This window comes from Flavobacterium gillisiae (genome assembly GCF_900107635.1).
GTDB lineage: Bacteria > Bacteroidota > Bacteroidia > Flavobacteriales > Flavobacteriaceae > Flavobacterium > Flavobacterium gillisiae.
Window position 1 is genome coordinate 463,703 of record NZ_FNRD01000001.1, and the last position, 26,098, is coordinate 489,800.

General features: G+C 35.3%; 21 protein-coding genes. 11 read left to right on the forward strand and 10 right to left on the reverse strand.

Annotation, left to right across the window (positions count from 1 at the left end):
* Nucleotides 1-8: 8 nt before the first annotated feature.
* Nucleotides 9-5,975 (reverse strand): DUF8202 domain-containing protein, encoded by a 5,967-nt coding sequence (locus tag BLV35_RS02160; RefSeq protein WP_091084091.1) that lies wholly within the window; start codon nt 5,973-5,975, stop codon nt 9-11.
* A 338-nt stretch (nt 5,976-6,313) separates the two neighbouring features.
* Here BLV35_RS02160 and BLV35_RS02165 point away from each other — a divergent pair, with 338 nt between their 5' ends.
* The 5 genes from BLV35_RS02165 to hemL all read left to right on the forward strand — a co-directional run bounded on the left by BLV35_RS02165 (nt 6,314) and on the right by hemL (nt 12,101).
* Nucleotides 6,314-6,652 (forward strand): hypothetical protein, encoded by a 339-nt coding sequence (locus BLV35_RS02165; protein WP_091084093.1) that lies wholly within the window; start codon nt 6,314-6,316, stop codon nt 6,650-6,652.
* 410 nt (nt 6,653-7,062) lie between these two features.
* Nucleotides 7,063-8,895, forward strand: a complete 1,833-nt coding sequence (locus BLV35_RS02170) for a T9SS type A sorting domain-containing protein (RefSeq protein ID WP_091084096.1) — start codon at nt 7,063-7,065, stop codon at nt 8,893-8,895.
* Between the two features lie 86 nt (nt 8,896-8,981).
* A complete protein-coding gene (locus BLV35_RS02175; protein WP_091084098.1) occupies nt 8,982-9,887 on the forward strand; it encodes a 1-aminocyclopropane-1-carboxylate deaminase/D-cysteine desulfhydrase in 906 nt (301 codons plus the stop codon).
* Nucleotides 9,880-10,761, forward strand: coding sequence for a glucosaminidase domain-containing protein (locus BLV35_RS02180; RefSeq protein WP_091084101.1), 882 nt, complete (start codon nt 9,880-9,882; stop codon nt 10,759-10,761). Before BLV35_RS02175 ends, BLV35_RS02180 begins: the two co-directional genes overlap by 8 nt.
* A 53-nt stretch (nt 10,762-10,814) precedes the next feature.
* Nucleotides 10,815-12,101 (forward strand): glutamate-1-semialdehyde 2,1-aminomutase, encoded by a 1,287-nt coding sequence (hemL, locus tag BLV35_RS02185; RefSeq protein ID WP_091084104.1) that lies wholly within the window; start codon nt 10,815-10,817, stop codon nt 12,099-12,101.
* Nucleotides 12,102-12,140: 39 nt separating this feature from the next.
* Here the strand turns inward: hemL and BLV35_RS02190 are convergent, their stop codons facing one another.
* Nucleotides 12,141-12,596: a guided entry of tail-anchored proteins factor 1 gene (locus BLV35_RS02190; protein WP_176980548.1), complete on the reverse strand. Its 456-nt coding sequence runs from the start codon at nt 12,594-12,596 to the stop codon at nt 12,141-12,143.
* Between the two features lie 126 nt (nt 12,597-12,722).
* Here BLV35_RS02190 and BLV35_RS02195 point away from each other — a divergent pair, with 126 nt between their 5' ends.
* The 5 genes from BLV35_RS02195 (at nt 12,723) to BLV35_RS02215 (ending at nt 17,339) form a co-directional block, all read left to right on the forward strand.
* Complete coding sequence (locus BLV35_RS02195) at nt 12,723-13,097, forward strand: hypothetical protein (RefSeq protein WP_245711997.1); 375 nt, start codon at nt 12,723-12,725, stop codon at nt 13,095-13,097.
* A 103-nt stretch (nt 13,098-13,200) separates the two neighbouring features.
* Nucleotides 13,201-13,998: an MbnP family protein gene (locus BLV35_RS02200; protein ID WP_091084107.1), complete on the forward strand. Its 798-nt coding sequence runs from the start codon at nt 13,201-13,203 to the stop codon at nt 13,996-13,998.
* A 143-nt stretch (nt 13,999-14,141) separates the two neighbouring features.
* Nucleotides 14,142-15,179, forward strand: a complete 1,038-nt coding sequence (locus tag BLV35_RS02205) for a cytochrome-c peroxidase (RefSeq protein WP_091084110.1) — start codon at nt 14,142-14,144, stop codon at nt 15,177-15,179.
* 5 nt (nt 15,180-15,184) lie between these two features.
* Entirely contained in the window at nt 15,185-16,156 is a 972-nt protein-coding gene (locus tag BLV35_RS02210) for a transporter family protein (RefSeq protein ID WP_091084113.1), read from the forward strand.
* A 178-nt stretch (nt 16,157-16,334) separates the two neighbouring features.
* Nucleotides 16,335-17,339, forward strand: a complete 1,005-nt coding sequence (locus BLV35_RS02215; RefSeq protein WP_245711998.1) for a 2-hydroxyacid dehydrogenase — start codon at nt 16,335-16,337, stop codon at nt 17,337-17,339.
* 328 nt (nt 17,340-17,667) lie between these two features.
* On the opposite strand, the gene BLV35_RS02220 is transcribed toward BLV35_RS02215, so the two are convergent.
* The 3 genes from BLV35_RS02220 to nadA form a co-directional block, all read right to left on the reverse strand.
* The gene (locus BLV35_RS02220) at nt 17,668-18,042 is read right to left on the reverse strand and encodes a Crp/Fnr family transcriptional regulator (RefSeq protein ID WP_091084118.1); all 375 of its coding nucleotides are present in this window, start codon (nt 18,040-18,042) and stop codon (nt 17,668-17,670) included.
* A gap of 109 nt (nt 18,043-18,151) precedes the next feature.
* A complete protein-coding gene (nadB, locus tag BLV35_RS02225; RefSeq protein ID WP_091084121.1) occupies nt 18,152-19,732 on the reverse strand; it encodes an L-aspartate oxidase in 1,581 nt (526 codons plus the stop codon).
* A complete protein-coding gene (gene nadA, locus BLV35_RS02230) occupies nt 19,732-20,673 on the reverse strand; it encodes a quinolinate synthase NadA (protein ID WP_262488510.1) in 942 nt (313 codons plus the stop codon). The genes nadB and nadA overlap by 1 nt, the downstream gene beginning before the upstream one ends.
* Nucleotides 20,674-20,906: 233 nt before the next feature.
* On the opposite strand from nadA, the gene BLV35_RS02235 reads away from it, so the two are divergent.
* Complete coding sequence (locus tag BLV35_RS02235) at nt 20,907-22,715, forward strand: hypothetical protein (RefSeq protein WP_091084125.1); 1,809 nt, start codon at nt 20,907-20,909, stop codon at nt 22,713-22,715.
* 55 nt (nt 22,716-22,770) lie between these two features.
* Here BLV35_RS02235 and BLV35_RS02240 read toward each other — a convergent pair whose 3' ends face one another.
* From BLV35_RS02240 to nrdD, 5 genes are all read right to left on the reverse strand, one after another.
* Nucleotides 22,771-23,205, reverse strand: coding sequence for an RrF2 family transcriptional regulator (locus tag BLV35_RS02240; RefSeq protein WP_091084128.1), 435 nt, complete (start codon nt 23,203-23,205; stop codon nt 22,771-22,773).
* Between the two features lie 128 nt (nt 23,206-23,333).
* On the reverse strand, nt 23,334-24,581 hold the full coding sequence (locus BLV35_RS02245; protein WP_091084130.1) for a hypothetical protein: 1,248 nt from the start codon (nt 24,579-24,581) through the stop codon (nt 23,334-23,336).
* Nucleotides 24,582-24,698: 117 nt separating this feature from the next.
* Nucleotides 24,699-25,163: a cation-binding protein gene (locus BLV35_RS02250; RefSeq protein ID WP_091084133.1), complete on the reverse strand. Its 465-nt coding sequence runs from the start codon at nt 25,161-25,163 to the stop codon at nt 24,699-24,701.
* A 42-nt stretch (nt 25,164-25,205) separates the two neighbouring features.
* Nucleotides 25,206-25,922: an anaerobic ribonucleoside-triphosphate reductase activating protein gene (locus BLV35_RS02255; protein ID WP_245711999.1), complete on the reverse strand. Its 717-nt coding sequence runs from the start codon at nt 25,920-25,922 to the stop codon at nt 25,206-25,208.
* The gene (nrdD, locus tag BLV35_RS19120) at nt 25,876-26,043 is read right to left on the reverse strand and encodes an anaerobic ribonucleoside-triphosphate reductase (RefSeq protein WP_176980549.1); all 168 of its coding nucleotides are present in this window, start codon (nt 26,041-26,043) and stop codon (nt 25,876-25,878) included. Before nrdD ends, BLV35_RS02255 begins: the two co-directional genes overlap by 47 nt.
* Between the last annotated feature and the right edge of the window lie 55 nt (nt 26,044-26,098).

The window sequence follows — 26,098 nt, forward strand, 5'->3', positions numbered from 1 at the left end:
TTTTGTCTTTAGAAGATTATTTTTTTAGAAACAATGGTGTCATCATCTAAAGTGATTTTTAGTATTAAACCAACTGTTGTTTTGTTTAGGTGATTTAAGGTAAACTGCAAAGCGTTTACTTTTTCATAACTATCTATTTTTCTTCCTAATAGATCGTAAACAACGATGTTTTTTATAGGCTCTTTAGGAGACTGTACCGTTACTTTCTGATTAACAATTACTTTGATATTATCGTTTAAGGTAAAGTCTTTGTTTCCTAAAGTGGTGCCTGTTTCATTGTGGAAACGAAGCTCAAATCGATCACTAAATGTTCCGTCAGAAATTTCTAATTCATACTTGTCGAGATTGATTGAATGATACGAGTTGTCCAGTTTATCAAAGATGTAGATTTTTTGATTAGCATCAAAGTTCTCTAAAGCATCGATGTTAAAGGATATAGTTCCTGCTTCTTCCGTCTTAACCTTGATAGGGTAGGAGAGATTGGTGTCAAAAAATCCTTCTCCTGCTATTGCTAACTCTTCTTCACCATTTAGTAAATACATGTCAGTTCGTGAGTCATCTATATTATAAGCATCATAACCATCATTTATTTCGCTATTTGCTTTCTCATCCATAAAGGCTAAAAGCACTTGTCTATGATAATTTTGATTGTAATAGTTAAAGCCTAAACGAATGCGTTTGTAGCTATCCTTTGGAGTGGCTGTGTCGCTGTTGTCTGTCCAATGGTCAAATTCTTTTTTTGTAGTAGCATTACGATACATTATTTGTGAAGTAGCATTTTCTTCTTTTACAAACTCTCTTTGATTGTTTTTAAAAACTACAGTTCCACCCGTACCAGTTTTTCCATAAATGAAGAATCCTTGTCCTACGGGTATATATTGATTTGGCACTGGCCTAATTGAAGTTCCACTTGTGTTAATGAAGTCAATTCCAACTGAGCTTGGAGCTACTCCTCCCGCTAAATTTCTTATTGCATAACCACCTTTATAGTCTCTTAAATTGTGACTAGAATTAGAGGGGTAGTGCTCCCAGAAATATAACGCACCGTCCGTAGCGGGATTAGAAATAGAAGTTTCTATCGAGGCGATATTATCAGTTATAAATTGGTCAACATCTAAAGCGGATGGATACGGGTTTCCTAGAAGGATTAATTGATCGGCTCCCACAGCATTTGATATCGTCGAGTTATTAGGTTTTCCAGTAAACACTAAGTTTTGAGTGGCAGTTGCAGCATTACTTCCTTTCATTGTGAAGCCTTTTCCGGCTTCAACAGTTCCAGATTGAAATATTTTAGTCCAGTTAGCGTAGTCATTTGGTTTATTATCAAATTTATTTATCCAAAAATTAGATAAGGTAATTGGATTAGTAGCGGCACCGTCAGTACTGCTGGTCCAAATTATGACTTTAGGGGTTGCTGGATCCGTACCGTCTTTTAATACTCCGCCTACTGTATAGGAAGTATTGTTAGCGGTAGTGCTAATAGGTCCTACCGGAGAGCCCCAATAATTATAATTGTATTTATTAGATTGTCCTTGTTGGTCTCTCTCTAATGAACCGCTACTTGTCACATCTAAATCGCTACCTAGTTTTTGAACCAGTTGTGATCTACCTACTAAGTCTATTTTTCCGTCTAGTTTTAAGTAATGTGATACTTCGATTTTAGTTCCGTCTGTTTGTAAACCGCTAGCTGATGTAGCTGTTAAAGTACTATTTGTTCCTACACCAACATATAATCCTAAAACAGTTTTGTTACCGTTAGAAGTTATATCGTGTGTCGTTTTTACAATATTCCAGTCGATAGTTTTTGATACGTCCTCAATAGATGTACTGTTGGGTAAATCTTGTACTGTGTTGTTTAACCATGTCGTTGGAGTTTGCCATGGTCCAGCTGCTCGTGATTCGTATGGCAAAGGTGCAGTTTGTATATCAACTGTTTTTAAATTTTTTAATGCGGCTGTATAGTTATTGTTAGAAATGTCTTTTGCATTGGTGTAAGTATACGTTGACATAGGATAATAAGCGCTGAGGTTTGTCCATGGTACACTACTAATATCATTTTTAGTAATAGTGTTAGGTATAATCGCTCCGTTTGATGCTGTATTATTATTTAGTATTTCCTGATTCATTACATAGCGATATTGGTCTTGGGTCAATGCCACTTTCCAAACACGAACTTCATCTATTGATCCAGAGAAAAATGATGTAGGCGTTGCTCCGTCAGCTGCCGCAATCAAAAATGATTGTGTCGTTGCGGTTGGTATCCCCGCTAAATTAGTGGACACGAAGTTAACCCCATCGATATATATTTTTGCCGTAGTTCCATCAAAAGTTACTCCTATATTGTGCCAAATGCCGACAGGTACAATTACATTAGATGTAATGGTTTTTTTAGCCGCGCCTACGAACCAACTCATTTCTGCTTTTCCAGCTGAATTGATGCTTAGATCATAGCCAGTTGTAAAATCACTGTTTCTTTTTGAGAGTATTGTTTTGTTTGTTGAATTAGCTCTATTAACCCAAGCAGATACAGTAAAAGAAGTATTTAGATCTAGTACGTTTCCAGCATCCAAATAATCTGTCGTACCATTAAATTTGATGGAACGTGCAAAAGTCTTTTCTGGTGCATAACCAAAGGTGATGAATTTTGTCCCATTAAAGTCATAATTCGTTTCTAGATTTGTTCCGTTTACTTTCATGACGCGATACTCAGCAGTAGGATCAAAAGTTGGTGTGTTCGAGATGAACATTAAGTAATCACCAGGAGGGGTCAAAGTAGCTGATAACATTGTAATAGGAATAGATACTTTTACAGTAGGAACGTCACCCCCTGTTTCTACTACTTTCCAAGTTCTCCCCACAGAAATAAAGCTTACATCACTTGTAAGTGCAGTAGGTGAAGTTATTGCGGAGCTAATATTTACTACAACTGGAGCTTGTGCGGCTAGTGTGCCGTTATTGTTACCCCATACTAAGAATTTTTTATTAGTATCAAAAACATTTGTATTTTCAGTATTTGTGCTGTAAATGCTCGTTAATCCAATTGTGATATCATCTGTAGTATTGACACTTTTAGATTGTTTTTGGTTTAGTTTTGATAAATCATCTCTACCAATTCCTGTAATGTCATAGTTATAAGTAGCATTTGCGGTTGCATTCCATATCGTAGTTCCCGCAGAGTTTGTGTAATTCATGGAAGTTCCGTTCACTCCTAGGGTTATACCATATTTGATGGCAAGATAACTTTGTATATTGCTTCTTTCACTATCAGTTGATCGTTTGCTTAATGTAATAATTTCGGCTATTCTGCCATCTAGACTTCCATCCCAACCTTCACTTCTTCCGATCCAAAATTGACTGTTTGTAACGTTACCAAAATCTGCCAAGTCATTAGTAGTAGTAACAACATCATTAGCATTAAAAGTTAAATTCAATCCAGTTCCAGCGGAGTTATTACTTCCGTTTATGATACCGACTGTTGAATAAGAAGCGGTTGTACTTACATGGGATACACCATAACCACTACCGCTACTTGTAGTTCCTATAGCATAAGTAAGAACTTCGCTACTAAACCTTGCCGTATAATTTCCATAACCTAAACCTGAACCATCAGTTTGGTCAGTTTGAGGAACTCTGTCGCCACAAAATATATCCATACTTGGTAAAGTTGAAGTTACAGTTACATTTGGGATTAGTACTACAAACATATCTTGCGTATAAAATCCAGAGGAGCCTTTTAAATATTGTCTACTTGCATCATTGTCTGTATAATTTTGTGGTACTGAGGCATAATTATTCTTAAATTCTACAACAGAATTAAAGTTAATATTTCGACTTGCGGTATTTCTATATTTAGGAGCGCCAACAGACGTAGGTTTTATGGCATCAGTAGCTCTCGCTTGAGTGTTCCATGTATTTACATCTGTATTATCAGCAACTGTAGTAGTTCCATTAAGCATATCTGCTCTTAACCATAACTGTAAATCAGCTGTTACGCCTCCCGGGCCGTTTGTTAGTGGTACATAAGTAACTGTAATGTCAGCAGTGGATGTGCAGGAACCATTACTGATTGCCCATCTAAATACATAAGTTCCATATATACTTACAGTTACGGTTGCTGTACCAGAAGTAGTAGGGCTAAATGTAACCGTGCCAGGGCCAGAGATTTTTGACCATGAACCAGTGCCAGAAACAGGTGTATTTCCTCCTAATGATGTAGATGTCAATGCGGCGTTAATGGTTTGATTAGCGCCCGTTGTAGCAGTAGTTGGACTACTATTTACAATTTGTGGTTTTGATGTGGTCGCGGCGACACAAAGACCTCCCGAAGTGGTAAGTGTTAATGTAGCGGTTCCTGTATAGGCAGCAGGGGGTGTCCAGGTTGTGGTGCCAGGTGTTGCTCCCGTATTATTGGTAAATGTCCCTCCTACTCCGCCATCAGTCCAAATACCACCCGTAGCTGAACCTCCCACGGAGCCTCCTAAGGCTGCAGTTGTTTCTCCTTGACAAATAGCTGCAAGCGCTGAGCCTGCATTGGCAGTTGGAGAAGGATTTACTGTAAAAGTTGCCGCACTTGTAGCGGTGCCGCCTGATGTAGTAACCGTTACGGTTCCCGTTGTTCCAGCACCTATAACTGCAACTAAAACGGTACCTGTGTTAGAGGTTATAGATGAAACGGGAGTACCGCCAATTTTAACATTAGCCGGAGTAGCCCCCGTTAAATTGGTTCCGTTTATCGTAATGGAAGTGCCTGCACAACCGTTTGTTGATCCTAGGGTAGTAATCGTTGGAGGGGATGAGGGTGCTACAGTAACCGTATAATCTTCTGATTGACCATAACTGTATGTTCCACATGGACTTGTAGGGTCGACACCAAAATTTTTCAAGACTCTCATACGGGTATTCCCAGTAAGTGCTGTAGTAGGAACACTGATATTACTTATTAATGTTATAGTGTTTCCTCCTGAGTTAGTAATGGTTCCTAAATAGTAGGTTTCATTTGTATTATTTCCAAAAACACCATTCTGATCCCAGTCTATGTAAACCCTGAAATAATTAGTGAAATTTCCTGCTGTATTCCCTCTTACGGATATGGCATTGGTGGATGAACCTTGTACAAGGTTGGCAACACCGCAAAAACTTTCATTCGCAGGAGTACTACCTCCCACAACAGTAGAAGTCGTATTGTTAATGCCTGCAAAAGTTACATTAGTTATTGGTTCGACGCGACCTGTAAAGCTAGGAGAACAATAAGCTTTAAAAGCAGAGGTATAGGTAATTATTACTTGGCCATCACCTCCATCACCTCCATTTAAACCTGAGCCACCATCATTATTTCTATATCCACCGGCTCCACCACCTCCAGGTAAACCTCCAGGATTTCCATTACTATTAATATTCCTTCCTGTTCCGCCAATTCCTCCTGATGGACAATTACCTCCGGCACCACTTGATGAAATAGTTCCAATTGAACCTGGGCTGCCTGAAGGATTTGACGTTCCACCACTTGATGTTCCTCCTAATCCAACAGGACCGCTGTCTGCGCCACCAGATGTGCCGTAGCCAGCTGTTAATGTAAGAATTGTTGTATTGGTTAAGGAATTTCCTGCTCCAACAGTTAAATTTATAACCTGGCCAGATGTGACTGACAATAAACTAGTTGTGTATCCACCACCACCACCACCGGATCCATATTTGTTTTTTCCAGTAGCATCACCACCTTTTCCTCCTGGACCCCAGGCTTGCACATTAATCGAAGTGACATCACAAGGAACTGTAAAAGACCAATTTCCGACTCCAGCTGTGGCGTTATAAGTTGTTTGGCCATTCATCTCATTCCCCAAAAACAACATCAGGAACAAGCTTAAAAAGACTATGAAAAATTGTTTATTATTTTTTAACTTGATGGAAGTGATAGTATTAGGTTTTGCCGTAAAATTTTGAGAATTTGTATTTTCAAAAAAGTAATTTTCTTCCATTGTGATTTATAAGATTTTAGTCGCAAAACTAATTTATTTTCTTTTATAAATAACAAATAGATTGAAAAGCGTTAAATTATTTTGTAGTTAATCTGTTTTTTATGGGTTTAATCGATGCTTTTACACTAAATTAGGGTTTATAGTGTGAAAATAGTCTAACATTTTGATATGTTAAAAATAGTTTTATAGCGTTGTTATAAAAATGAAAAAAATGATTGAAAATTAGTTTTATTTTAGTTTTGTCCTTTTTTTAAAATGACCACAAATTAGTTATTCAAGCATCTATTTATTTTATTACTTTGTTACATTCACTTGTTAACACAAAATCTAAGCAACCAATGTTTCTAATCGTTACAAAATATTTAATACCTAAAGGCTTTCGTGGATTAGCTACTTTTCCATTCGTTTTCGTACGATATGCTACGGACAAAGAAAATCTTGTTTTTGTCAATCATGAAAAGATACACTTGCGCCAGCAGTTAGAATTATTAATACTTCCTTTTTATATATGGTACTTCTTGGAGTATCTTGTTCGATTAGTTCAGTATAGAAATAGACATTTAGCCTATCGAAACATCAGTTTTGAACGGGAAGCTTACGCTAATGAATTGAATTTAGACTATTTGAAAAGCAGATCGATTTTAAGATTTGCAAAATATTTATCACTAGATAAATAGTGACTTAAACTATTTTTTAAAACCACTCCGTTACTAAAACTTAGCGTTTTAATTCAATACACTCAATGTGAGTATATTGAATTATTATCAAGGATATATTACAATTTTCATCCTGGCTTTTAGGGCCTCTTTTTTACTTCGTTTTTCGCCTCTATTTTGGGATGTTATTTACCTCTGTATTATGTAGGATAAAATCTTCATTTAGTTTTAATAAGTGTAGTTTGTCGATTTTTTATGCGTATTGTCGGTGTAATTTTTATTTTTCAACTTATCTTTACTTAACTTTAATAAAAAGTAAGTTGCTGGATGCGTAGGATAAGAGAAGAACAGGATTTTAGGTTGTTTTTTTAAACTGGAGGCTGTAATTATTAAAGCGCCAAAGCATTTTTAAATATTTAAACGTAATAATTATGAATACAAAAATACTTAAACAATCTTTTTTGTTAGTTGCTGGTTTTTTATTTCAATTGCCCGTGCAAAGTCAAATGTATGTTAGTTCTAATAGTTATGTTTATTCCAGTAATGTAGCTGTTTTTATTAAACAGGATTTAGAATTAAATGCTACAAGCAGTAATTTTTATCTTAGAAATGATGCTCAGTTGCTACAAGGGACTTCTGGAACAAGTTCAAATAAAGGACTAGGTAACTTGTCTGTGTTTCAAGAAGGGACTACTAATAATTTTCAGTACAATTATTGGTGCTCTCCAGTAGGAGGTAATATAGCCTCAGCTGGGAATTCTCCATTTGGGATCACCCAACTTAGAGATATTGTCGACTTAACTACTAGTAATGCCCCAACTATTTTGGCAACAAATAATTACAATGGTACAGCCTCACCTTTTGCTATTGCGCCTTATTGGATTTGGAAATTACCAGTTACTTCTTTGACAAGTTGGGTTTATGTAGGTGCTGCTTCTACCATAAATGCTGGGGAAGGTTTTACCATGAAAGGAACTTCTGGAACTAATACTACAAGTGTAAATGGGATTCAAAACAACCCAGGAAGCAAACAACGTTATGATTTTAGAGGAAAGCCTAATGATGGTACTATTTCTATTCCAGTTTTATTTGAGGAATTAATTTTGACAGGAAATCCCTATCCATCAGCAATCGATCTTTCTGCATTTTTGACTGCCGCAACAAATTCAACGGGTATTGCCTATTTTTGGGAGCAAGACAAAACGGTAAATTCACACTTTATAGCGGACTACAAAGGCGGATATGGTGCTTTTTCGCCAGGTGCGTTAAATAGTGTAGGCGTCTATGTTCCGGCGACTTTTTATTCATATGATGGATCAGGTAATCAAGGAGTTGTAACAGGAACTGGAGGAAATTATGAAAGACGTTTTAGTCCAGTAGGGCAGGGTTTTATGATAGAAGGCAGTGCCAATGGCGCAGTTGAAATGAAAAACAGCTACAGAGTATTTGTCAAAGAAGGTGCTGCAAATTATTCACAGTTTGAAAAAAACACGAGCCAGAGCAAAACGAATAAAACAAGTGCACAATTGGCATCGATAGCTTCTGTTTCTGGGTATGATTATTCTAAAGTAAGTGTGGATCCAACGCCGCAAATCAGATTAAATACCTTACTTAATAGTCAAGGAGTTCGTCAACTTGCTTTGGCATTTATTCCAGAAGCAACTGACGGCGTTGATCATGCAATGGATGCCTTGTCAACTAGTGATGATTCTCCTGCAGATGTTTATTTTGTTATGAATGACAATGAATATGTTATTAACGCTTTAAGTTTTGATATCGACAAGAAAATTGCAATCGGGTTTAGGAACACTGCTGAGGCAAATTATAAAATTACTGTAAATAAAGTTCTTAATTTTACTGGGGCTGAAAATATTTACTTACATAACAAAACTGCGGATACTTATCATGATATTAAAAACAGTTTCTACGATTTAACATTAGCCGCAGGAGTTAATAATACTCAATTTGAAATCACTTTTAAGAAAGGAGTAACATTAGGAATTGATTCTCAGGAAAGTAAAAGTTTTATAATGTACCAAAATAATACCACTAAAAATTTAACTATTAATAATCCAAAACAAAAAGAGTTAGTTGCCTGTAATCTATATGATATAGTAGGGAAGTTGATTTTTGCTAAAAAAGATTTAGGTTCTAATATTGATTACAGCTTTTCAACAGCTGGATTAAGTGATGGGATCTATATAGTTAAGTTAAGTACTACAGAGGATACTGACATCGGTCAGAAAGTAATTATCAAAAATTAATTTTTAAGACGTGAAATTCAAATGCAATCGGTAACGGTTGTATTTTTATTACATTTAAATTTTACCTTTGTGAAAAATTATTCGGTTTGAATCAAAAACTCATTATAAAATTCCCAAATGCGATTTCGGTGACTATCAAACGTGAAGATTTGATTCATCCTTTCGTTTCAGGGAATAAGTTTAGAAAGCTGAAGTATAATTTGCTTCAGGCAAAAGAGGAAAATCAGGAAACGCTGCTGACTTTTGGCGGAGCCTATTCTAATCATATTGCCGCAGTTGCGTTTGCTGGAAAAGAAAATGGATTTAAAACCATCGGGATTATTCGAGGTGATGAATTACGGGACAAAATAGCAACTAATCCAACCTTGCAATTTGCCCAAAACTGTGGTATGCAATTCGAATTTATATCAAGAGAAGAATACCGATTAAAAAACGAAATTCCATTTATAGAAAACTTAAAACAGCAACACGGTGATTTTTACCTTATCCCAGAGGGCGGTACAAATGAATTAGCCATAAAAGGTTGCAAGGAAATTCTAACCAAAGAAGACGAACAGTTTAATTACATCTGTTGTGCAGTGGGAACGGGGGGGACTATTTCTGGAATTATTAATAGTGTTTTGCCTCATCAAAAAGTTTTAGGATTTCCGGCTTTAAAAGGTGATTTTTTAAAAGATGAAATTCGTAGTTTTGTAAACAACGATTGTGATAAAAATTGGGAGCTGATAACGGAGTACCATTTTGGCGGATACGGTAAAGTGAATCAAGATTTAATTACTTTTATCAATCAGTTTTATAAAAACAATACTATTCCATTAGATCCTATTTATACTGGAAAGATGGTTTTTGGCGTTATAACAATGATAACTGCCAATTATTTTCCTGCTGAATCAAAAATTCTTCTAATTCATACAGGAGGAATTCAGGGAATCGAAGGAATGAATGCAAAATTAAAAAGTAAACAATTACCCTTAATAGATACCTATGTTTAAAAAAATCCTACTTATACTTACGCTATTTACTTTATTGAGTTGTAATGTAACAAAGCCTGTGATAGTAACAAAAAAAGCAACGCCTACAAGTTCAAAAAAAGTGGTAGCTCGTTCTGGCAAGAAAACAAATGTAGTCAAGCCAACGCTGAAAAAATCGTCAACACAAGAACAAGCTGAAGAAGAGAATGAAGTAATTGAATCAACCTCAGTAACCTATGTTGGAACTGATGTAATCGGCAAGTATATTTCTCAGTATAAAGATATTGCCATGAGTAATATGAGAATTTACGGGATTCCAGCAAGTATTATTTTAGCTCAAGGAATATTAGAGTCAGGAGCAGGAAGAGGTGATTTATGCATTAGAGCCAACAATCATTTTGGAATAAAATGCCATGAGGGTTGGACAGGAGAATCGGTCAGACATGATGATGATTCCAGTCAGGAATGTTTTAGAAAATATGATGAGCCTGCAGAGTCGTTTAATGATCACGCCTTGTTTTTGACGGGTAGAAGCAGATATTCTAGTTTATTCAATTTGGCAAAAGAAGATTATAAAGGGTGGGCAAGAGGACTTAGAAGAGCAGGTTACGCCACAGATCCTAAATACCCAGACAAGTTAATATCGTATATCGAGCGTTACAATTTGGGACAATATGATGCCCTCGTTATGGGTAGAGACTATACTCCATTTGAAAAACAAGATACAAGAATAGCAGCTTTAGACAGCCAGAACAGGTCTCTATATGAAGTCCAAAAAGGAGATACTTTATATTCAATCTCAAAAAAATATAATTTATTGGTGACTGATTTAAAGCAAATCAATAACCTATCAGCAAACACCATTTCTATTGGTCAAAAATTGATAGTGAAATAGTAGAAGTTTAGAATAGAAAATAGCATATCGTAAATAAAACATCCAAAATATACATGTTATATAAAAGAAGTAGTCAGCTTTTTGCTGAAGCAGAAAAGGTAATTCCAGGAGGAGTAAATTCGCCAGTAAGAGCGTTCAAAGCAGTAGGGGGAACTCCAATTTTTGTTAAAAGTGCCAAGGGTGCATATATGTACGACGAAGATGGAAATCGTTTAATTGATTATATTAATTCTTGGGGACCTATGATTTTAGGTCATGCTTTTGAACCGGTGGTTCAAGCAGTAATCGAGAAAGCCAAGTTAGGAACTTCGTTTGGTATGCCAACGGAATTAGAGACGCAAATTGCCGCTTTGGCTGTGTCTATGGTGCCTAATATTGATAAAATTAGGTTCGTAAATTCAGGTACTGAAGCTTGTATGAGCGCGGTACGTTTAGCTCGTGGATTTACTAAAAGAGATAAAATTATAAAATTTGCAGGTTGTTATCACGGTCATTCTGATTCTTTTTTGATTCAGGCAGGAAGTGGAGCCGTAACTTTTGGTTCGCCTAATAGTCCTGGAGTAACTGCCGGGACAGCTAAAGATACGTTATTGGCTAAGTTCAATGATTTAGAAAATGTAAAGACTCTAATTGAGGCCAATAAAAATGAAATTGCTGCTATAATAGTGGAACCGGTTGCAGGAAACATGGGTTGTATTCCGCCAAACAAAGGTTTTTTAGAGGGCTTGCGCCAATTTTGTACGGATAACGGCATTCTACTTATTTTTGATGAGGTGATGACCGGATTTCGATTGGCTCGTGGTGGTGTTCAGGAATTGTTTAATGTTGATGCAGATATTGTTTGTTTTGGAAAAGTAATAGGTGGAGGTTTACCTGTAGGTGCTTTTGCTGCTCGTGAAGAAATAATGAATTATCTCGCACCACTTGGTCCCGTTTACCAAGCAGGAACCTTATCAGGAAATCCATTGGCTATGGCTGCAGGATTAGCCATGCTGCAAACGCTAAATAATGATGCTGCTATTTTTGATAGATTAGCAGAGAAAACAGCCTATTTGCATGCTGGAATTGAAAAAGTATTAAAAGCAAATAATGTTGTATTTACCATCAATAGAATCGGATCGATGATTTCAGTTCATTTTGATGCGACTCCCGTAGTTGATTTTAAAACTGCAGCAAATGGAGACAATGAAACGTTTAAAAAATTCTTTCATGGATTATTGCAAGAAGGAATTTATATTGCGCCATCAGCTTATGAAACTTGGTTTATTACGGATGCACTTACTTATGAAGATCTGGATTTCACGATTCAGGCCATTGATAAAGTTTCTAAAACTTTTTAGATTAAGTAAAAAACTTCCGGCTTTCACCGGAAGTTTTTTTTATTTCTGCATTTCTTTTTTGGTATCCATTTTATCACCCATTTTTTTGTGCATTCTGTGTGCCCCTCGTTTGTGGTGTTTTCCTTTCATGGCGTCCCATTTTGCAAATTGATCAGCAGATAAAATACTTTTCATTTTGGTTTTCATAGCAATCTGCTCGTCTAGCATTTTGTTTTTTCTAGCAAAACGCTCGTCTGTTGTTGGTTTTGTCTTGTTGTCTTTTCTGTCTTTCATCATCGCTTCTCGTTTCGCACTTTTTTCAGCAATGATGCTTTTCATTTGGTCTTGCTGTTTTGCGTTTAAGTCTAGCTCTAATGTCATTTTCTTTAACATCAACTCATTTTGTTGTTTTGGAGTGAATTTTTCCACTTCAGCTCTCTTCGGCATATCTTTTTTGTCTTGTGCAAAATTCGCTATGCTAACTGCTAATAAAGCAGCGATAAATAATTTTTTCATTGTACTTGTTTTAAAGTTATAGGGATAAGACACTAATGTTTCCTTAAGGTTTAACCGTTAACAAAAGTTTAGTAATAAGGTGATATTTGTCACATAAAATTGAAAAGTGAAGGCTATCTTTGCAAAGTGAAAAAATATGCAGTCATAATTCTTTTAGTTTTGTTTCTAAAACCAATTCTTCCGGTTATAGACTACGCTGTCAATTATGAGTATATCTCAAAAGTACTTTGTATCAATAAGGCTAAGCCAGAATTGAAGTGCAACGGGAAGTGTCATTTGATGCAAGAATTAGCAAAAGCTTCAGATGATGACAAACCGATTTCTTCTGATAAAAAGCAAAGCTCAAATTCCTTTGTAGATCTTTTTGTTACAGAGGCAGATTCTTTTAACTTTCTATTTTTTCAAAAATCCACTACTCAAGAATTAAATTCTAGTTATGCTAATTTGTATTCACATTTAGATAGCTATGTTATTTTTCATCCCCCTATTTTTATTTCTTAATATACCGTTTTTTATGTGTTTTATTCCCTTTGGCGAAAGCCTATGAGGAAGTCTGTTGACGCATCTTATTGAAAAAATATAAAAAGAAATTACAATTATAAAAATGAAAAACATACTATATAAAGCCTTAGCTGTATTAGCTTTGAGCACTACATTTACTGCATGTTCTAATGATGAAGAAACAATTTCAGGAACAGGAACATTAGCTTTAGAATTTGATAACTCTTTCAACGGAAACGATTTAATTTTGGAGACACAAACAAACACAACTGCTAGTAATGAAGTCCTTAAAATCACATCCATAAAATACATTATTAGTAATATTGTTTTGACTAAGGAAGACGGAACTACATATACTTACCCAAAAAGTGAAAGCTATTTTATTGTAGATGAAGCAACGGCAGCAAGTCATGTTATTGACTTATTAAATGTACCAGCGGCTAACTATACTAAAGTAACTTTTGGTGTTGGAGTAGATAAAGACCAATGGAGTGCCGGGGCAGATGGTCAAGGAGATTTCTTAGCTACAGCACAAACAGCAGGAATGATGTGGAGTTGGTCAGCAGGATACAAATTTGTGGCTTTTGAAGGGACTTTTACATCGAGTACCGTAACAACTGCAGTACCGTTTAAAGTACATACTGGACAAACGGGAACGGACTATAACTACACAACAGTTAGTCTTGATTTACAGACAAAAGCTTTAGTGAGAACTACTGTAACACCTCAAATTCACATTATTACTGATTTATCTAAAGTATTAAACAGTACAAATGTGATCAAACTTTCTGATAATAATGCTAGCGGAACTGGAGCAAATATTATGGGTGGAACTAATTTGCCTTTAATCACTCAAAACGTTTCGACTATGTTTTCAGTAGACCACGTTCACAACGATTAATTTCATTTTTAGGAGCACAAGAGTGGTATTTTAAACAAGTTCAGTCCCGTTTTTCGCTGTATCTTTTTTTAAAAATAAAAAAAGGATGCCGCTGCAACCGGGGCTAGTCTACAACTTTTGTGCTTCTTTCAAAAATCCAAACCATGAAAATAAAACATTTTCTTTGGCTACTCTTTCCCGTAGTATTAAGTTGCTCTGATCAGGATGATGACTATGTGAATCTACCATTAGATTTCTCTGTGCCTTCTAATTTTCCAGATTTAGCGTATGATATTACCACAAATCCTCCAACAGAAAAAGGATTTGAACTGGGTAAAAAACTATTTTATGATGGTCGTTTAGCTTCGGACGGGCTGGTGTCTTGTGGGTTTTGTCACTTACAGGAAAATGCCTTCACCCATCACGGACACACCGTAAGTCACGGTGTGAATGATGCTCAGGGAACTAGAAATGCTCCTGCTATTCAGAACATGGCTTTTCAGCGCGTTTTTATGTATGACGGTGCTTCCTCTCATTTAGATCTGCAACCCATCATTCCTTTGACAAGCGAAATTGAAATGAATGGCGATTTAAATGCCATTCTGGCCATGATGAAGGCTGATAAAACCTATCGTGATTTGTTTAAAGCCTCTTTTACCGATGGAACTGTTTCTGTCGAGAACATGCTCAAAGCACTTTCGCAATTTATGGTCATGCTGACTTCTTCGAATTCAAAATTCGATTATTACAGACGCAATGAATCAGGAGGTACGCTTACTAGTGAAGAAACAGCGGGTTATACCGTTTTTAAAACCAAATGTGCTTCTTGTCATGCAACAGATCTAATGACTGATGATGCTTTTAGAAACAACGGATTAGCCATAAACCCATTAATAAATGATGTTGGGCGTTACCGCGTTACTGAACTAGCCGAAGATTATTACAAATTCAAAGTACCTAGTTTGCGTAATGTAGAAGTAACTGCGCCGTACATGCACGATGGTCGTTTTGGAACCCTAGAAGCAGTGCTTAATCACTACAGTTCTGGAATTGTTGATTCGCCTACATTAGATCCTATTTTAAAACAAAATACAAAACTCGGAATCACACTTTCCGAAACCGAAAAAACACAGCTAATCGCATTTCTAAAAACATTAACAGACAATCGATATCTTACTGATAAACGATTTTCCGAATTTTAAATACCATGAAAAATACAATAATAATAAGTCTGCTTGCTTTTTTATCCATTCAGTTGGTGAGCGCTACTCCTATAAAAGATAGCATTTCTAGTTTTACTTTCCAGAAAATGCAACTCGCTGCGGCCATGGATTTTGACTGCGACGCCTGTGGCTGTTCTGCTAGTGGAGGAAGTATGGGTTTTAGCTCTATGCTGAATAGTAATTTTGTTGGTATTCGCTATTTCAATCAAAGTTATTCCAGTAGAGATGGGATTTTTGCTAACTCTCCTTGGATTGATGAGAATTTCAATACGGCTCAAATTTGGACTAAAATACCAGTTACTGAAAAAATCCAAATTGCAGCTTTGATTCCGTATCATTTTCACAATAGAGAATTGACTACCGGAACAGAGAACATCAGCGGTCTGGGAGATATCACCGTTATGGCAACGTATTCTGTGTATCAGACACAAAAAGACAGTACTGTTTTTACGCACAATATACAAGTAGGAGGTGGTGTAAAAATGCCAACAGGTAAGTTTGAAGAAGCGAATAATTTAGGGACTGTAAATCAAAGTTTCCAATTGGGAACCGGTAGTTGGGATTACCTTTTTCTTACCGAATATATGATTAAGAAGAAAAACTTAGGATTGAATAGTATGCTGAACTACAACATCAAGACCGAGAATTCTAAGAAATACCAGTTTGGTAATCAACTGAATTACGGAAGTACACTGTTCTATCTTTTAGATTTAAAGACCGTACAGCTGGTTCCGCAAATAGGAATAGCCGGCGAAGTCTATGAAAGTAATAAGCAACACGGCGAAAAAGTACTTAATACAGCTGGAGATATTCTGTTTAGTAAGTTTGGTCTAGAAGTAGGTAAAGACAAATTTTCGGTTGGAATTAATGCGATGCTTCCTATTAATCAGAATTTATCGAGCGGGAATATAGAGGCTAATTACAGATGGAGTGTAAACTTAAATTATACTTTATAGGCATTGGTGAGATTATAGTTTTCCTGAAACAAAAAAGCAATAATAGTTCTGTAGAATTAGTATTGCTTTTTTGTTTATAAGTATCTTTGAATTAGTATTCTAGTGGTACTGTTTTTACTCAACCTCTCTTTTAAGAAGAAGTATTATTTTTAATATTATGACAGCAAACCAAAAGCTAATGACACAAAAAATTTCTTTCTTTTCAACGCAATCGTACGATAAATCTTTTTTTGAAAAGTACAACGATAATTTTGGTTTTGAACTAGAGTTTTTTGAAGTTCAATTGAATTTCCGTACAGTAGATTTAATTAAAAATACAGCTATTGTTTGTGTTTTTGTAAATGATGTTGTAGATGCTGAAGTAATTGAAAAACTCGCAGAAAAGGGAGTAAAAATCATTGCTTTGCGTTGTGCAGGTTTTAACAATGTAGATCTTGTAGCTGCTAAAAAATCCGGTATACGAGTTTGTCGTGTTCCATCTTATTCTCCTGAGGCGGTTGCTGAGCACGCCATGGCAATGATTTTGACTTTAAATCGTAAAACGCATAAAGCCTATAATCGAGTACGAGAACAAAATTTTTCATTAAATGGGCTTTTGGGTTTTGATTTACATGGTAAAACAGTAGGAATCATTGGAACTGGAAATATAGGCAAAGCATTTGCTAAAATTGTTTTAGGCTTTGGTTGTAAAGTTCTAGCCTTCGATATAAGTAAAGATCAAGAAATCGAGAAATTAGGAGTGCGTTATGAAACTCTGGAGACTATTTTTAAATCAGCTGATATCATTTCTTTGCATTGTCCGTTAAATGATAAAACAAAGCATATGATTAATAAAAGTTCGCTTTCGCAAATGAAAGATAACATTATGCTAATTAATACTAGTAGAGGAGGGTTGATCAATACACCGGATATTATTGAAGCGTTAAAGGACGCGAAAGTTGGTTATTTAGGGATTGATGTATACGAACAAGAAGAGAAATTATTCTTTAAAGATTTGTCTGAAGATATTATTCAAGATGATGATATACAACGATTAATGAGTTTTCCAAATGTTTTGGTAACTGCGCACCAAGCCTTTTTTACTAATGAAGCGCTTACTCAAATAGCTACAACTACTTTTGAAAATGTATCCAATCTAATCACTAGAAATGATATTGATAATAAAGCAGCACTATTAAATTAAAAAAACGGTTTTTTGATACTAAATACAAAGTGATGGATTCAATAAATAAAGTTATTGGAATAGGTAATCTTTCGTGTGTCTGCCGAATCATTTAGAAAAAAGTGTTGTTTTCTATTTAAAGTTTTAAGACAATCGGTTATAATATATTTTATAGTTGATAATTCTGACTTTGCAGCAATCTTTCATTATCGTAAAAATCTACATCACCGATTCTATCCTAAACCTTGTGTAGTCAGTGATTTTTTGATGTTTGAATAGAATCAAAATTTTATTAGCAGGCAATCCTGATGTTTCCTTGAATAAATTTTAAAAAGTGATAATCCTAAACTTAGTTTTTTGACTTGGAATGTATCTTTTTGGAAAGTAAAAGCAAAAAGTATTTCCGGATTGGGGGATAATCCTCAATAATTTTTAAAAAATCCTTTTTTGATAATTTTAGAATGGTACTATCCTTAATTGTAACCCCTTTGCAGGGGTAGGTTTCATCAACGAATAGAGGAGATTCACCAAGTCCTTCTCTGGCACAAAATAGACCTTGCGTACATTTTTCTCCTTTAATGTTTGAGTTGTATATTTTTACACCGCCGTCAATGATTTGATAATAAAAATGCGCAGCTTCTTCCTTATGAAAAACCACTTCATTTTTTTTATGTTTTGTTGCGAATGCAGCCCATGGGAAAAGGAAATTAACATCTATTGTCATACTTGATTTGATGTTTGTTAAAGGTATATTGGTTTATTTACCAGTATATTAATGCAAATATCATATCTTTTTCACTTTAATAAAATGATAATTATCATAAGAAATTATATTAAAAAAGAGCTTCTTCAGGATAATCAAGTAACGGATTAGTAATTGCTTTAGTAGCTACTATAGTTTTCATAAAGCCACCACGATTATCGGTTCTTTCGATGGAATGCTGCACAATTAAATAGCCCACAGTAATCATGTTTTGCAGTTCTCTTAGTTTAGTATTGATTTGATGGGTTTTAGATAGTGCTTCAAGTTCGTTTTGCCATAGCAGTAGTTGTGTTTTAGCGCTAATTAAATCGGTGTCATTACGAACAATTCCGGCATTTTTACGCATTAAAAGTTGTAATTCGGCTTTCATGTTAGTTATAAAATCAGAACTGATTTCGGGTTGATTTACAGCTGTCCAATCCGAAATTATGTTTTTAGAATCTTGTTTTTTTAAGGAGGCTTTCGCCAAATAACGATAGATTTTATCTGAATAAACTAAGGCTTCCAGTAGGGAATTGGAGGCCAATCGATTGGCGCCATGCAATCCTGTTCGGGAACATTCGCCGCAGGCAAATAAATTCTCGATAGATGTTTTTCCGTCTTTATCCACCACAATGCCACCGCAAAGATAATGCTGGGCAGGAACTACTGGAATCCAATCTTTAGCAATGTCTATACCGATGCTTTTGCAACGTTCATAAATCATAGGAAAATGTTTTGTAAATGCTTCCATATCTAAATGGGTGCAATCTAAATAAACACATTCGTCCCCTGATTTTTTAAGTTCCATATCAATACTTTGCGAAACTATATCTCGCGAAGCCAATTCTTCTCTTTCATCGTAATCAAGCATGAATCGCTGTCCGTTTTTAGTACGCAAATAAGCGCCAAATCCACGAACGGCTTCCGAAATCAAAAACGCTGAGCCAGAAGATCCTTCATATAATGCAGTGGGGTGAAATTGTATAAATTCCATATCCTTGATGACTGCATTTGCACGGCTAGCCATAGCAATGCCATCTCCTGTAGCAATCACGGGATTAGTCGTGTGTCCATAAAGATGCCCAATTCCGCCAGCGGCGAGCAATGTGAAATCAGATTGGAAGGTGATGATTTTATTCGTCTTTTGATTTAAAGCATAAGCACCGAGACACCGATTGTTTTCAGTAATTAAATCAAGGGCAAAATGATGGTCTAAGACGATAATATTTTCTTTTTGACGCACCTGTTCTAGTATGGTACGCTCAATTTCAAAACCAGTCTGATCTTTATGATGTACAACTCTGTTTTGAGAATGACCGCCTTCTTTTCCTAGGTCAAAACATCCCATAGCATTAGTGTCGAACTTAGCGCCCCAAGCAATGAGTTCTTTCAAACGTTCAGGGCCTTCGGTAACCACCATTTTTACTACAGCGACATCACAGAGTCCATCACCACAAATCAAGGTGTCGTCAATATGTTTTTGATAGGAATCTTCAGTTTCATTAGTGACAATGGCAATTCCGCCTTGGGCATATTTTGTATTCGATTCGTCTGCCGAAGCCTTAGTGATAATGGTAATTTTTCTATCAGGAAATTGATCTGCGATTTTTATGGCAAAGGTCAATCCCGCTACGCCAGAACCTATTATTAAGTAATTTGTTAGTGTCATTATTTTGATAATTCTAGCATACGTTCAATAGGAAGTAATGCTTTTTTACGAATATTTTCGGGAACAACGATTTCTGGAGTTTCATTCAGTAAGCAGTCGTAGACTTTTTGTAAGCTGTTCATTTTCATATACGCACATTCACTGCAAGCGCAAGTGTTATCGTCTTTAGCTGGCGCCGGTATCAATATTTTTTCCGGTACTTCCTGTTGCATTTTATGAAGAATTCCTGCTTCAGTTGCGACAATAAATTTGTTGTTAGAATTTGTTTTTACATATTCAATCATTCCCGCTGTTGAACCAATGTAACTTGCCGTTTTTAAAATGTGTGTTTCTGATTCAGGATGAGCAATGATGGTCGCATCAGGATGCAGTTTATGAACTTCTATTAATTTATCCAATGAAAATGCTTCGTGAACCACACAGGATCCATCCCAAAGCAGCATTTCACGACCCGTTTTTTCAATAATATATTTTCCTAAGTTCTTGTCTGGCGCAAAAATAATAGGTCTATCTTTTAGTACTGATTCTACTATTTTTACCGCATTTGATGACGTACAAACAATATCGCTTAATGCTTTGATTTCGGCAGAGCAGTTCACATAGGTGATGACAATATGGTCTGGATGCTGGTCTATGAATTGTTTGAACAAATCTGGTGGACAGGATTCTGCTAACGAACAGCCTGCTTTTAAATCCGGTAAAATTACTTTCTTGGTCGGGTTTAATATTTTGGCGGTTTCAGCCATAAAATGAACTCCAGCAAAAAGGATAATGTCAGCATCCACTTTCATAGCTTCCTGCGATAAACCCAAACTATCTCCCACATAATCCGCTATATCCTGAATATCGGCTTCTTGATAATAATGGGCTAGAATAACCGCATTTTTCTCCTTTTTCAATTCCAATATTCTCTCTTTAAGATTTTTCATTCTCCACTCTATTTTTTTGTTGTTTTTGATTTTAAAAAGAAGATAACTTACTTAAAATAGGATTGTTAAAGATGAATCTATTTTAATTGATGTAAAAAGGACAAGCCAAATTTTCTTGTGTTTTTTTATTCTTTTTTGGACGTAAAAGTAGGTTGATATAGGACGGTTTAGTATGATAATTATCAGGTTTTAAACAGTTTGCTTTGTCGAAATTTGTACCCTATTTGAACAAATAAATTTTACAGATGACAACAACAAAACCGTTACATACTTTCCATATCCCTGTAATGGGACTTGCCTACACGATAGACAGTCCTATTCGAGTGGCAAAGTATGGTATATCCTCTGTGATTTCGATCATAGACGATGATTTAATTGAAAAAATGAATGCCTTTTACAGCACTAAATTCAATTTGCCTTATCAAGAAATAACCCAAAAAATACACGATTATCGTGCAGAACGTGTTACTTCTTATTTGAATTTAGTAGACAAAATTGTAAAAGATAAATTCGAGAGTTTCAAAAACGAACTAGCCGATAGTAAATTGGCTTTAGAGAACTACATTGCGATGCTGCCCAACAAGTCTGAGATAAAAGGCGGCTTACAGCATCTAATTGATGAAGGTGTTGCTTTTAAAGACAATATTAAAAATTTTCTTGAAAGCAATCTAACTCCTGGCGATATCGATGTCAATATCATGACTAAAGTAGACAAGGATAACTTCATTAAAGACGAGCAATTGCCAACGGAATTTAATGACGCTCATGCTTCTCTTCGTGGTTTTGCTAACAGCACACTGACTTCTTCGGTGGTGCTTTCGGCGGGAATGAATCCTAGATTGTACAGTTATTTTGAGAACTTTGATGTGTTTTTTCCAGATTTCGAGGATAAATTGAACAAGAAAATCATCTTGAAAGTAAGTGATTTTCGTTCGGCGATGATTCAGGGGAACTTTTTGGCAAAAAAAGGACTTTGGGTTTCGGAATATAGAATTGAATCAGGATTGAACTGTGGAGGACATGCATTTGCTACGGAAGGACATCTTTTAGGGCCTATTTTAGAGGAGTTCAAACAAAAGAAGGAGCAATTGATTCAATCAGCGCACGAGTTAATGGTGAAAGCCTTAGGGCAAAAAGGGAAACATATTCCTGCAAATCCTTTGGAATTAAAAATCACCGTACAAGGTGGAGTAGGAACTGCCGCGGAGCATGACTTCTTAATGGATCATTATCAAGTGGATTCTGTGGGTTGGGGTTCGCCTTTTTTATTGGTTCCAGAAGCGACTTCTGTGGATGAAGAAACAAGAACGCTTTTGGCGAAAGCCAAAGAAGAAGATTTGTATTTGAGTCATATTTCACCATTAGGAATTCCTTTTAACACGTTGAAAGGAACTACTAATGAACTATTGAAGCAGAAAAGAATTCAGGAAAGCAACGCAGGAAGCTCTTGTCCGAAGAAATTTTTGGCGCTAAGCAAAGAATATGGTGCAAAAGGGATTTGTTCTGCTTCGAAGAAATTCCAAGATTTGAAATTAGAAGAATTAGATCATAAGAAAGAGACTTTGACGGTAGAAATGTTTGAAAATGCTAAAACTAAAATTACAGAGAAATCGTGTCTTTGTGTTGGTTTAGCCAATGCTTCTTACTTAGAGAATGACATGAAAATTAAAGGTCAGGCACAAGGGGTGGTTATTTGTCCCGGGCCTAACATGGCTTATTTTGATCAAGAAGTATCACTTTCTAAAATGGTGCAGCATATTTACGGGAATGCTTCGGTATTGACGGTAACGAATCGTCCGAATATGTTTGTTAAGGAATTAACGATGTATATCGATTATCTGAAAAATGAAATTAAAGGAGTTTCTGAAGAGATTACTGCGGGCCAAATTAAAAAATGGAATTCATTTAAAAATAATCTAGCTGAAGGAATTTCATATTATCAATCCTTGTTTGCTCAAGGAGTTGCTGCTGATAAAGCAAATGATAACATTCAATCCTTGTTACATTTTTATAAAGAAGAATTATTTGGGATTAAAATTCCCCAATTGGCATAAATAAAAAAATCGGCTTGAAATTTTTCAAGCCGATTTTTTTTAGTCTTATTTTGTGTTAATACCTCAAGAAAGTATCACCCGATTTAATTCCCAGTGCGAGTTCTTCGAGATTGGTGTTTTCGAGCATTGTTGCCAATCCATTTCTGATTTCTTTAAATTTGTCATGAACAGGACATGGATGATCTTCAGAACAATGATTTAAACCTAATCCACAACCTGTAAAAACACGATCGCCATCAATCGCAGACACTATTTGTATTAGTTTGATTTGGCTCATGGTGTTTTTAGGAATTTCAAAACCACCACCAACTCCTTTAATGGAATGGATAATATTATTTTTGGAAAGGATTTGCAAAATTTTAGCTGTAAAAGCCTCAGGAGAATCTATTTTTTGCGCAATGTCTTTCAATCCCACTCGGTTGTCTTGGTAAGATTGAGAAGCGATAAAAATAGTGGCACGAATGCCGTATTCACAGGTTTTTGAAAACATAATTTGTTTTTTTCAAAATTACGAAATAAGTTTAATATTCAGGTTTAATTATTTTGGCAAAAGCAGCATTTGTTTTGGACACGAATTACACAAATTTTCACAAATAGCAAAGAATTTAAAGAAAATAATTATACTGATTTTTCATTAACAGTTCGTGGTAATTTGTGTCTTTTTGTATTTTGTTGCCAAAGCAAATTCACAGTTATCATCAAAATTCCCGTTGCCAGTGGTACACTACCAATAAACAAATTTATATAATAATTTGGAAGTATTCCCATGTCAAAATACAAATACAAACCTTGTAGAAATAACAAGATCTCGGTAGCTACAAAACCGATCAAAAAAACTTGGATACCCCCTTTATGAAATGCGTTTTTAGTATTTAAAAATTTATTTTGCAAAGCAAAGCCAAACAGAAATCCAGTGATGATTCCAAGCATGGTCAGATGTATATATCCAATAACAAAATTCCGAATTTGATGCGACATCTGAGCCAATTCAGGTACTAAAACAACCAATTGAATTCCGATTTTTAATACCAACGAAAATAGAGCAAAACCATAAACTGTTTTTTCTAAAGAAGATAAAGTACCAAAAAACACTTGTAATTGTGATCTAGTGTTTTGAATAAAAAGTACAGCAGCAACCAATTGTAGTACCACACCAACAACATTTATCCAATAAAAAACAGGATTGGTAAGAAACCAACTTACCGGCAAAGCCAAAGTCATGATCGTTGCAATAACGAATAAGGTGTAGAACAAACGGAATTTTTTATCGTCAATTTTTAATTTTATTTGTTGAAAAAACAAGGCTAAAACAGCGAATAAAAACCAGCCATTAAATTGAAAATGAAGAAAATACTGAATGCATATTTGGTAAAAAGCACTTGATTTTCCCAGTAATCCAACCGCTGGTCCCAGACACCAAACTCCGAAAGTAGAGAAAACCATAAAAAGTAAAGCGGTACGCAGCATTATTTTTTCGGGGAAAGTAGCGGGTTTTGCCTCTTTCCAAATGAGTCGAGCAAAATAATAGCTGCAAAAAATATGAAGAGTAGAAAAAAGGATAGAGACAAAAGCATAACCTTGAGCAGGGAAATCCAGCATCATGCCAATGACGGCGACTTCAGTAATCCAAAATAAGCGATTGTAAATTCGTTTTTGTTGTGCGTCTTTTGGAACAAAATTATAAACGATTAAACAATACAACATCATATAAACCCAGCCCAGCATGGCTACATGGGAATGACCATGCATTAAAAACTGAAAATTTACGCCTTCGATTGGAGAAACATACATCCAACGGAGGAGCAATCCCATTAACGAGGCAATAAAAAAATTTGCAAAACAAATTACTATCCAATGTTTTTTCATAATCAATTTCTCATATTGACCGTAACTTTTAGCTGAATTTTGAAAAGAGAACGATCTAGAAAGTAAGGGTATAAAACCTTAACTTTTCTTAATTTCTTAATGGTTCAAAACATAATTTTAAAGCCAAAATGCATTATCATCTTTTTCAACAAAAGCTTCTTCGGTATGAATTTCTTTAATTTTTGCTAATTGATCTGCGGTGGCTACTTTTTGAATTTCAGCAAATAATACGCGCTCTTCAAAACGAATGTGTGCTTCCAATTCTTTGTCAATTAGACTAAGGTTTTCTTTTAAATCGGTAGTCGCGTTGAATAAATCTTTGAGACGGCTATGTTCTGACAACGCTTGTTGAATCAATGGATTATTATCACCTAAAATCGTAAAGATATATTTTTCTTCTAATTCAAAATGGGGTTTTAAATGCTTTTCAAAAAACCAATCGGTGTATTCTTTAATGCGTTCTAGTGATACTTCCTTTTTTATTCCAGTGCGTATTTTCCAGCATAACAATAATCCGTGATGATGGTCATGGCTTAATGGCTGTAATTCTGGGGCTCTTTTTAATGGTTTAGTATCGCTCATGAGATGTTTTTAAATTAATGGTTTATAAATACAATGGAATAATCACCCTCTAAAATGTACTTTTATTTTTTCTGTCGAAAGGTTTTCTTTTTCTAATTCCTTAAACGAATAGCCTAATTTTTCAATAGTAGTCGTTCCGTTTACAAAATGCTGAATGTAATAATTTCCAGTATATCCTGCTTTTTCCAAAAAGAGCATCATTCGATGAATATCTTCTGTCTTTAATAAATCGGAATGTACCGTGGTACGAACTTCAAACGGCAATTTACTTTCAAGCAATAAATGTAGTGACTTTTCGAAAGGGACAAAAAGATTCGATTGTGTTATTTTTTCAAAATTATCAGGCATCGCCTTAAAATCAAGAGCAACATAGTCAATCAGCTCTTTTTTGATTAATTCCTCCAGTATTTTGGGTTGCGAACCATTGGTATCTATTTTGACCAGAAAGCCCATTTTTTTGACTTCTTCAATAAACAAAATACTCTTTTTGTGAAGTAAACATTCGCCTCCACTAAAGACTACAGCATCTAGCAATTGTTTCCTGCTGTTCAAGAATTCTAATGTTTTTTCGAAAGAAATACTGCCTTTGCCAAAAACAATTTCGGGATTATAGCAATACAAACACCGCATATTACAGCCTGCAAACCAAAGAATGCAAGCTGATTTATGTGGGTAATCTAATAAGGTAAATGGAGTGATGCTATAAATTGGTTTAGCAATATTTTCCTTCTGTAAAATGGGTACGTTGTTTGTGTTCACCTTTTTTTCCTATGTTAAAACTTTCTATTGGTCTGTGATACCCCATTACACGAGTATATACCAGGCATTTTGTTCTCAATGTTTGATTCTCTTCTAAAATCTGATTTGCTGTTGTTTTCATGTTTTTCATGTTTTTTTACCATTAAGAAATTAAGAAAAGTTAAGTCTTAATGAAC

What these genes read in the sequence shown, in the direction of transcription:
- BLV35_RS02245 (WP_091084130.1), bottom strand. Translation starts at nt 24,581, where the DNA reads ATGAAAAAACATTGGATAGTAATTTGTTTTGCAAATTTTTTTATTGCC.
- BLV35_RS02215 (WP_245711998.1), top strand. Translation starts at nt 16,335, where the DNA reads ATGACACAAAAAATTTCTTTCTTTTCAACGCAATCGTACGATAAATCT.
- BLV35_RS02220 (WP_091084118.1), bottom strand. Translation starts at nt 18,042, where the DNA reads ATGACAATAGATGTTAATTTCCTTTTCCCATGGGCTGCATTCGCAACA.
- BLV35_RS02205 (WP_091084110.1), top strand. Translation starts at nt 14,142, where the DNA reads ATGAAAATAAAACATTTTCTTTGGCTACTCTTTCCCGTAGTATTAAGT.
- BLV35_RS02200 (WP_091084107.1), top strand. Translation starts at nt 13,201, where the DNA reads ATGAAAAACATACTATATAAAGCCTTAGCTGTATTAGCTTTGAGCACT.
- BLV35_RS02210 (WP_091084113.1), top strand. Translation starts at nt 15,185, where the DNA reads ATGAAAAATACAATAATAATAAGTCTGCTTGCTTTTTTATCCATTCAG.
- BLV35_RS02190 (WP_176980548.1), bottom strand. Translation starts at nt 12,596, where the DNA reads ATGAAAAAATTATTTATCGCTGCTTTATTAGCAGTTAGCATAGCGAAT.
- BLV35_RS02235 (WP_091084125.1), top strand. Translation starts at nt 20,907, where the DNA reads ATGACAACAACAAAACCGTTACATACTTTCCATATCCCTGTAATGGGA.
- BLV35_RS02170 (WP_091084096.1), top strand. Translation starts at nt 7,063, where the DNA reads ATGAATACAAAAATACTTAAACAATCTTTTTTGTTAGTTGCTGGTTTT.
- BLV35_RS02165 (WP_091084093.1), top strand. Translation starts at nt 6,314, where the DNA reads ATGTTTCTAATCGTTACAAAATATTTAATACCTAAAGGCTTTCGTGGA.
- BLV35_RS02240 (WP_091084128.1), bottom strand. Translation starts at nt 23,205, where the DNA reads ATGTTTTCAAAAACCTGTGAATACGGCATTCGTGCCACTATTTTTATC.
- BLV35_RS02180 (WP_091084101.1), top strand. Translation starts at nt 9,880, where the DNA reads ATGTTTAAAAAAATCCTACTTATACTTACGCTATTTACTTTATTGAGT.
- nrdD (WP_176980549.1), bottom strand. Translation starts at nt 26,043, where the DNA reads ATGAAAACAACAGCAAATCAGATTTTAGAAGAGAATCAAACATTGAGA.
- hemL (WP_091084104.1), top strand. Translation starts at nt 10,815, where the DNA reads ATGTTATATAAAAGAAGTAGTCAGCTTTTTGCTGAAGCAGAAAAGGTA.
- nadB (WP_091084121.1), bottom strand. Translation starts at nt 19,732, where the DNA reads ATGACACTAACAAATTACTTAATAATAGGTTCTGGCGTAGCGGGATTG.
- BLV35_RS02250 (WP_091084133.1), bottom strand. Translation starts at nt 25,163, where the DNA reads ATGAGCGATACTAAACCATTAAAAAGAGCCCCAGAATTACAGCCATTA.
- BLV35_RS02160 (WP_091084091.1), bottom strand. Translation starts at nt 5,975, where the DNA reads ATGGAAGAAAATTACTTTTTTGAAAATACAAATTCTCAAAATTTTACG.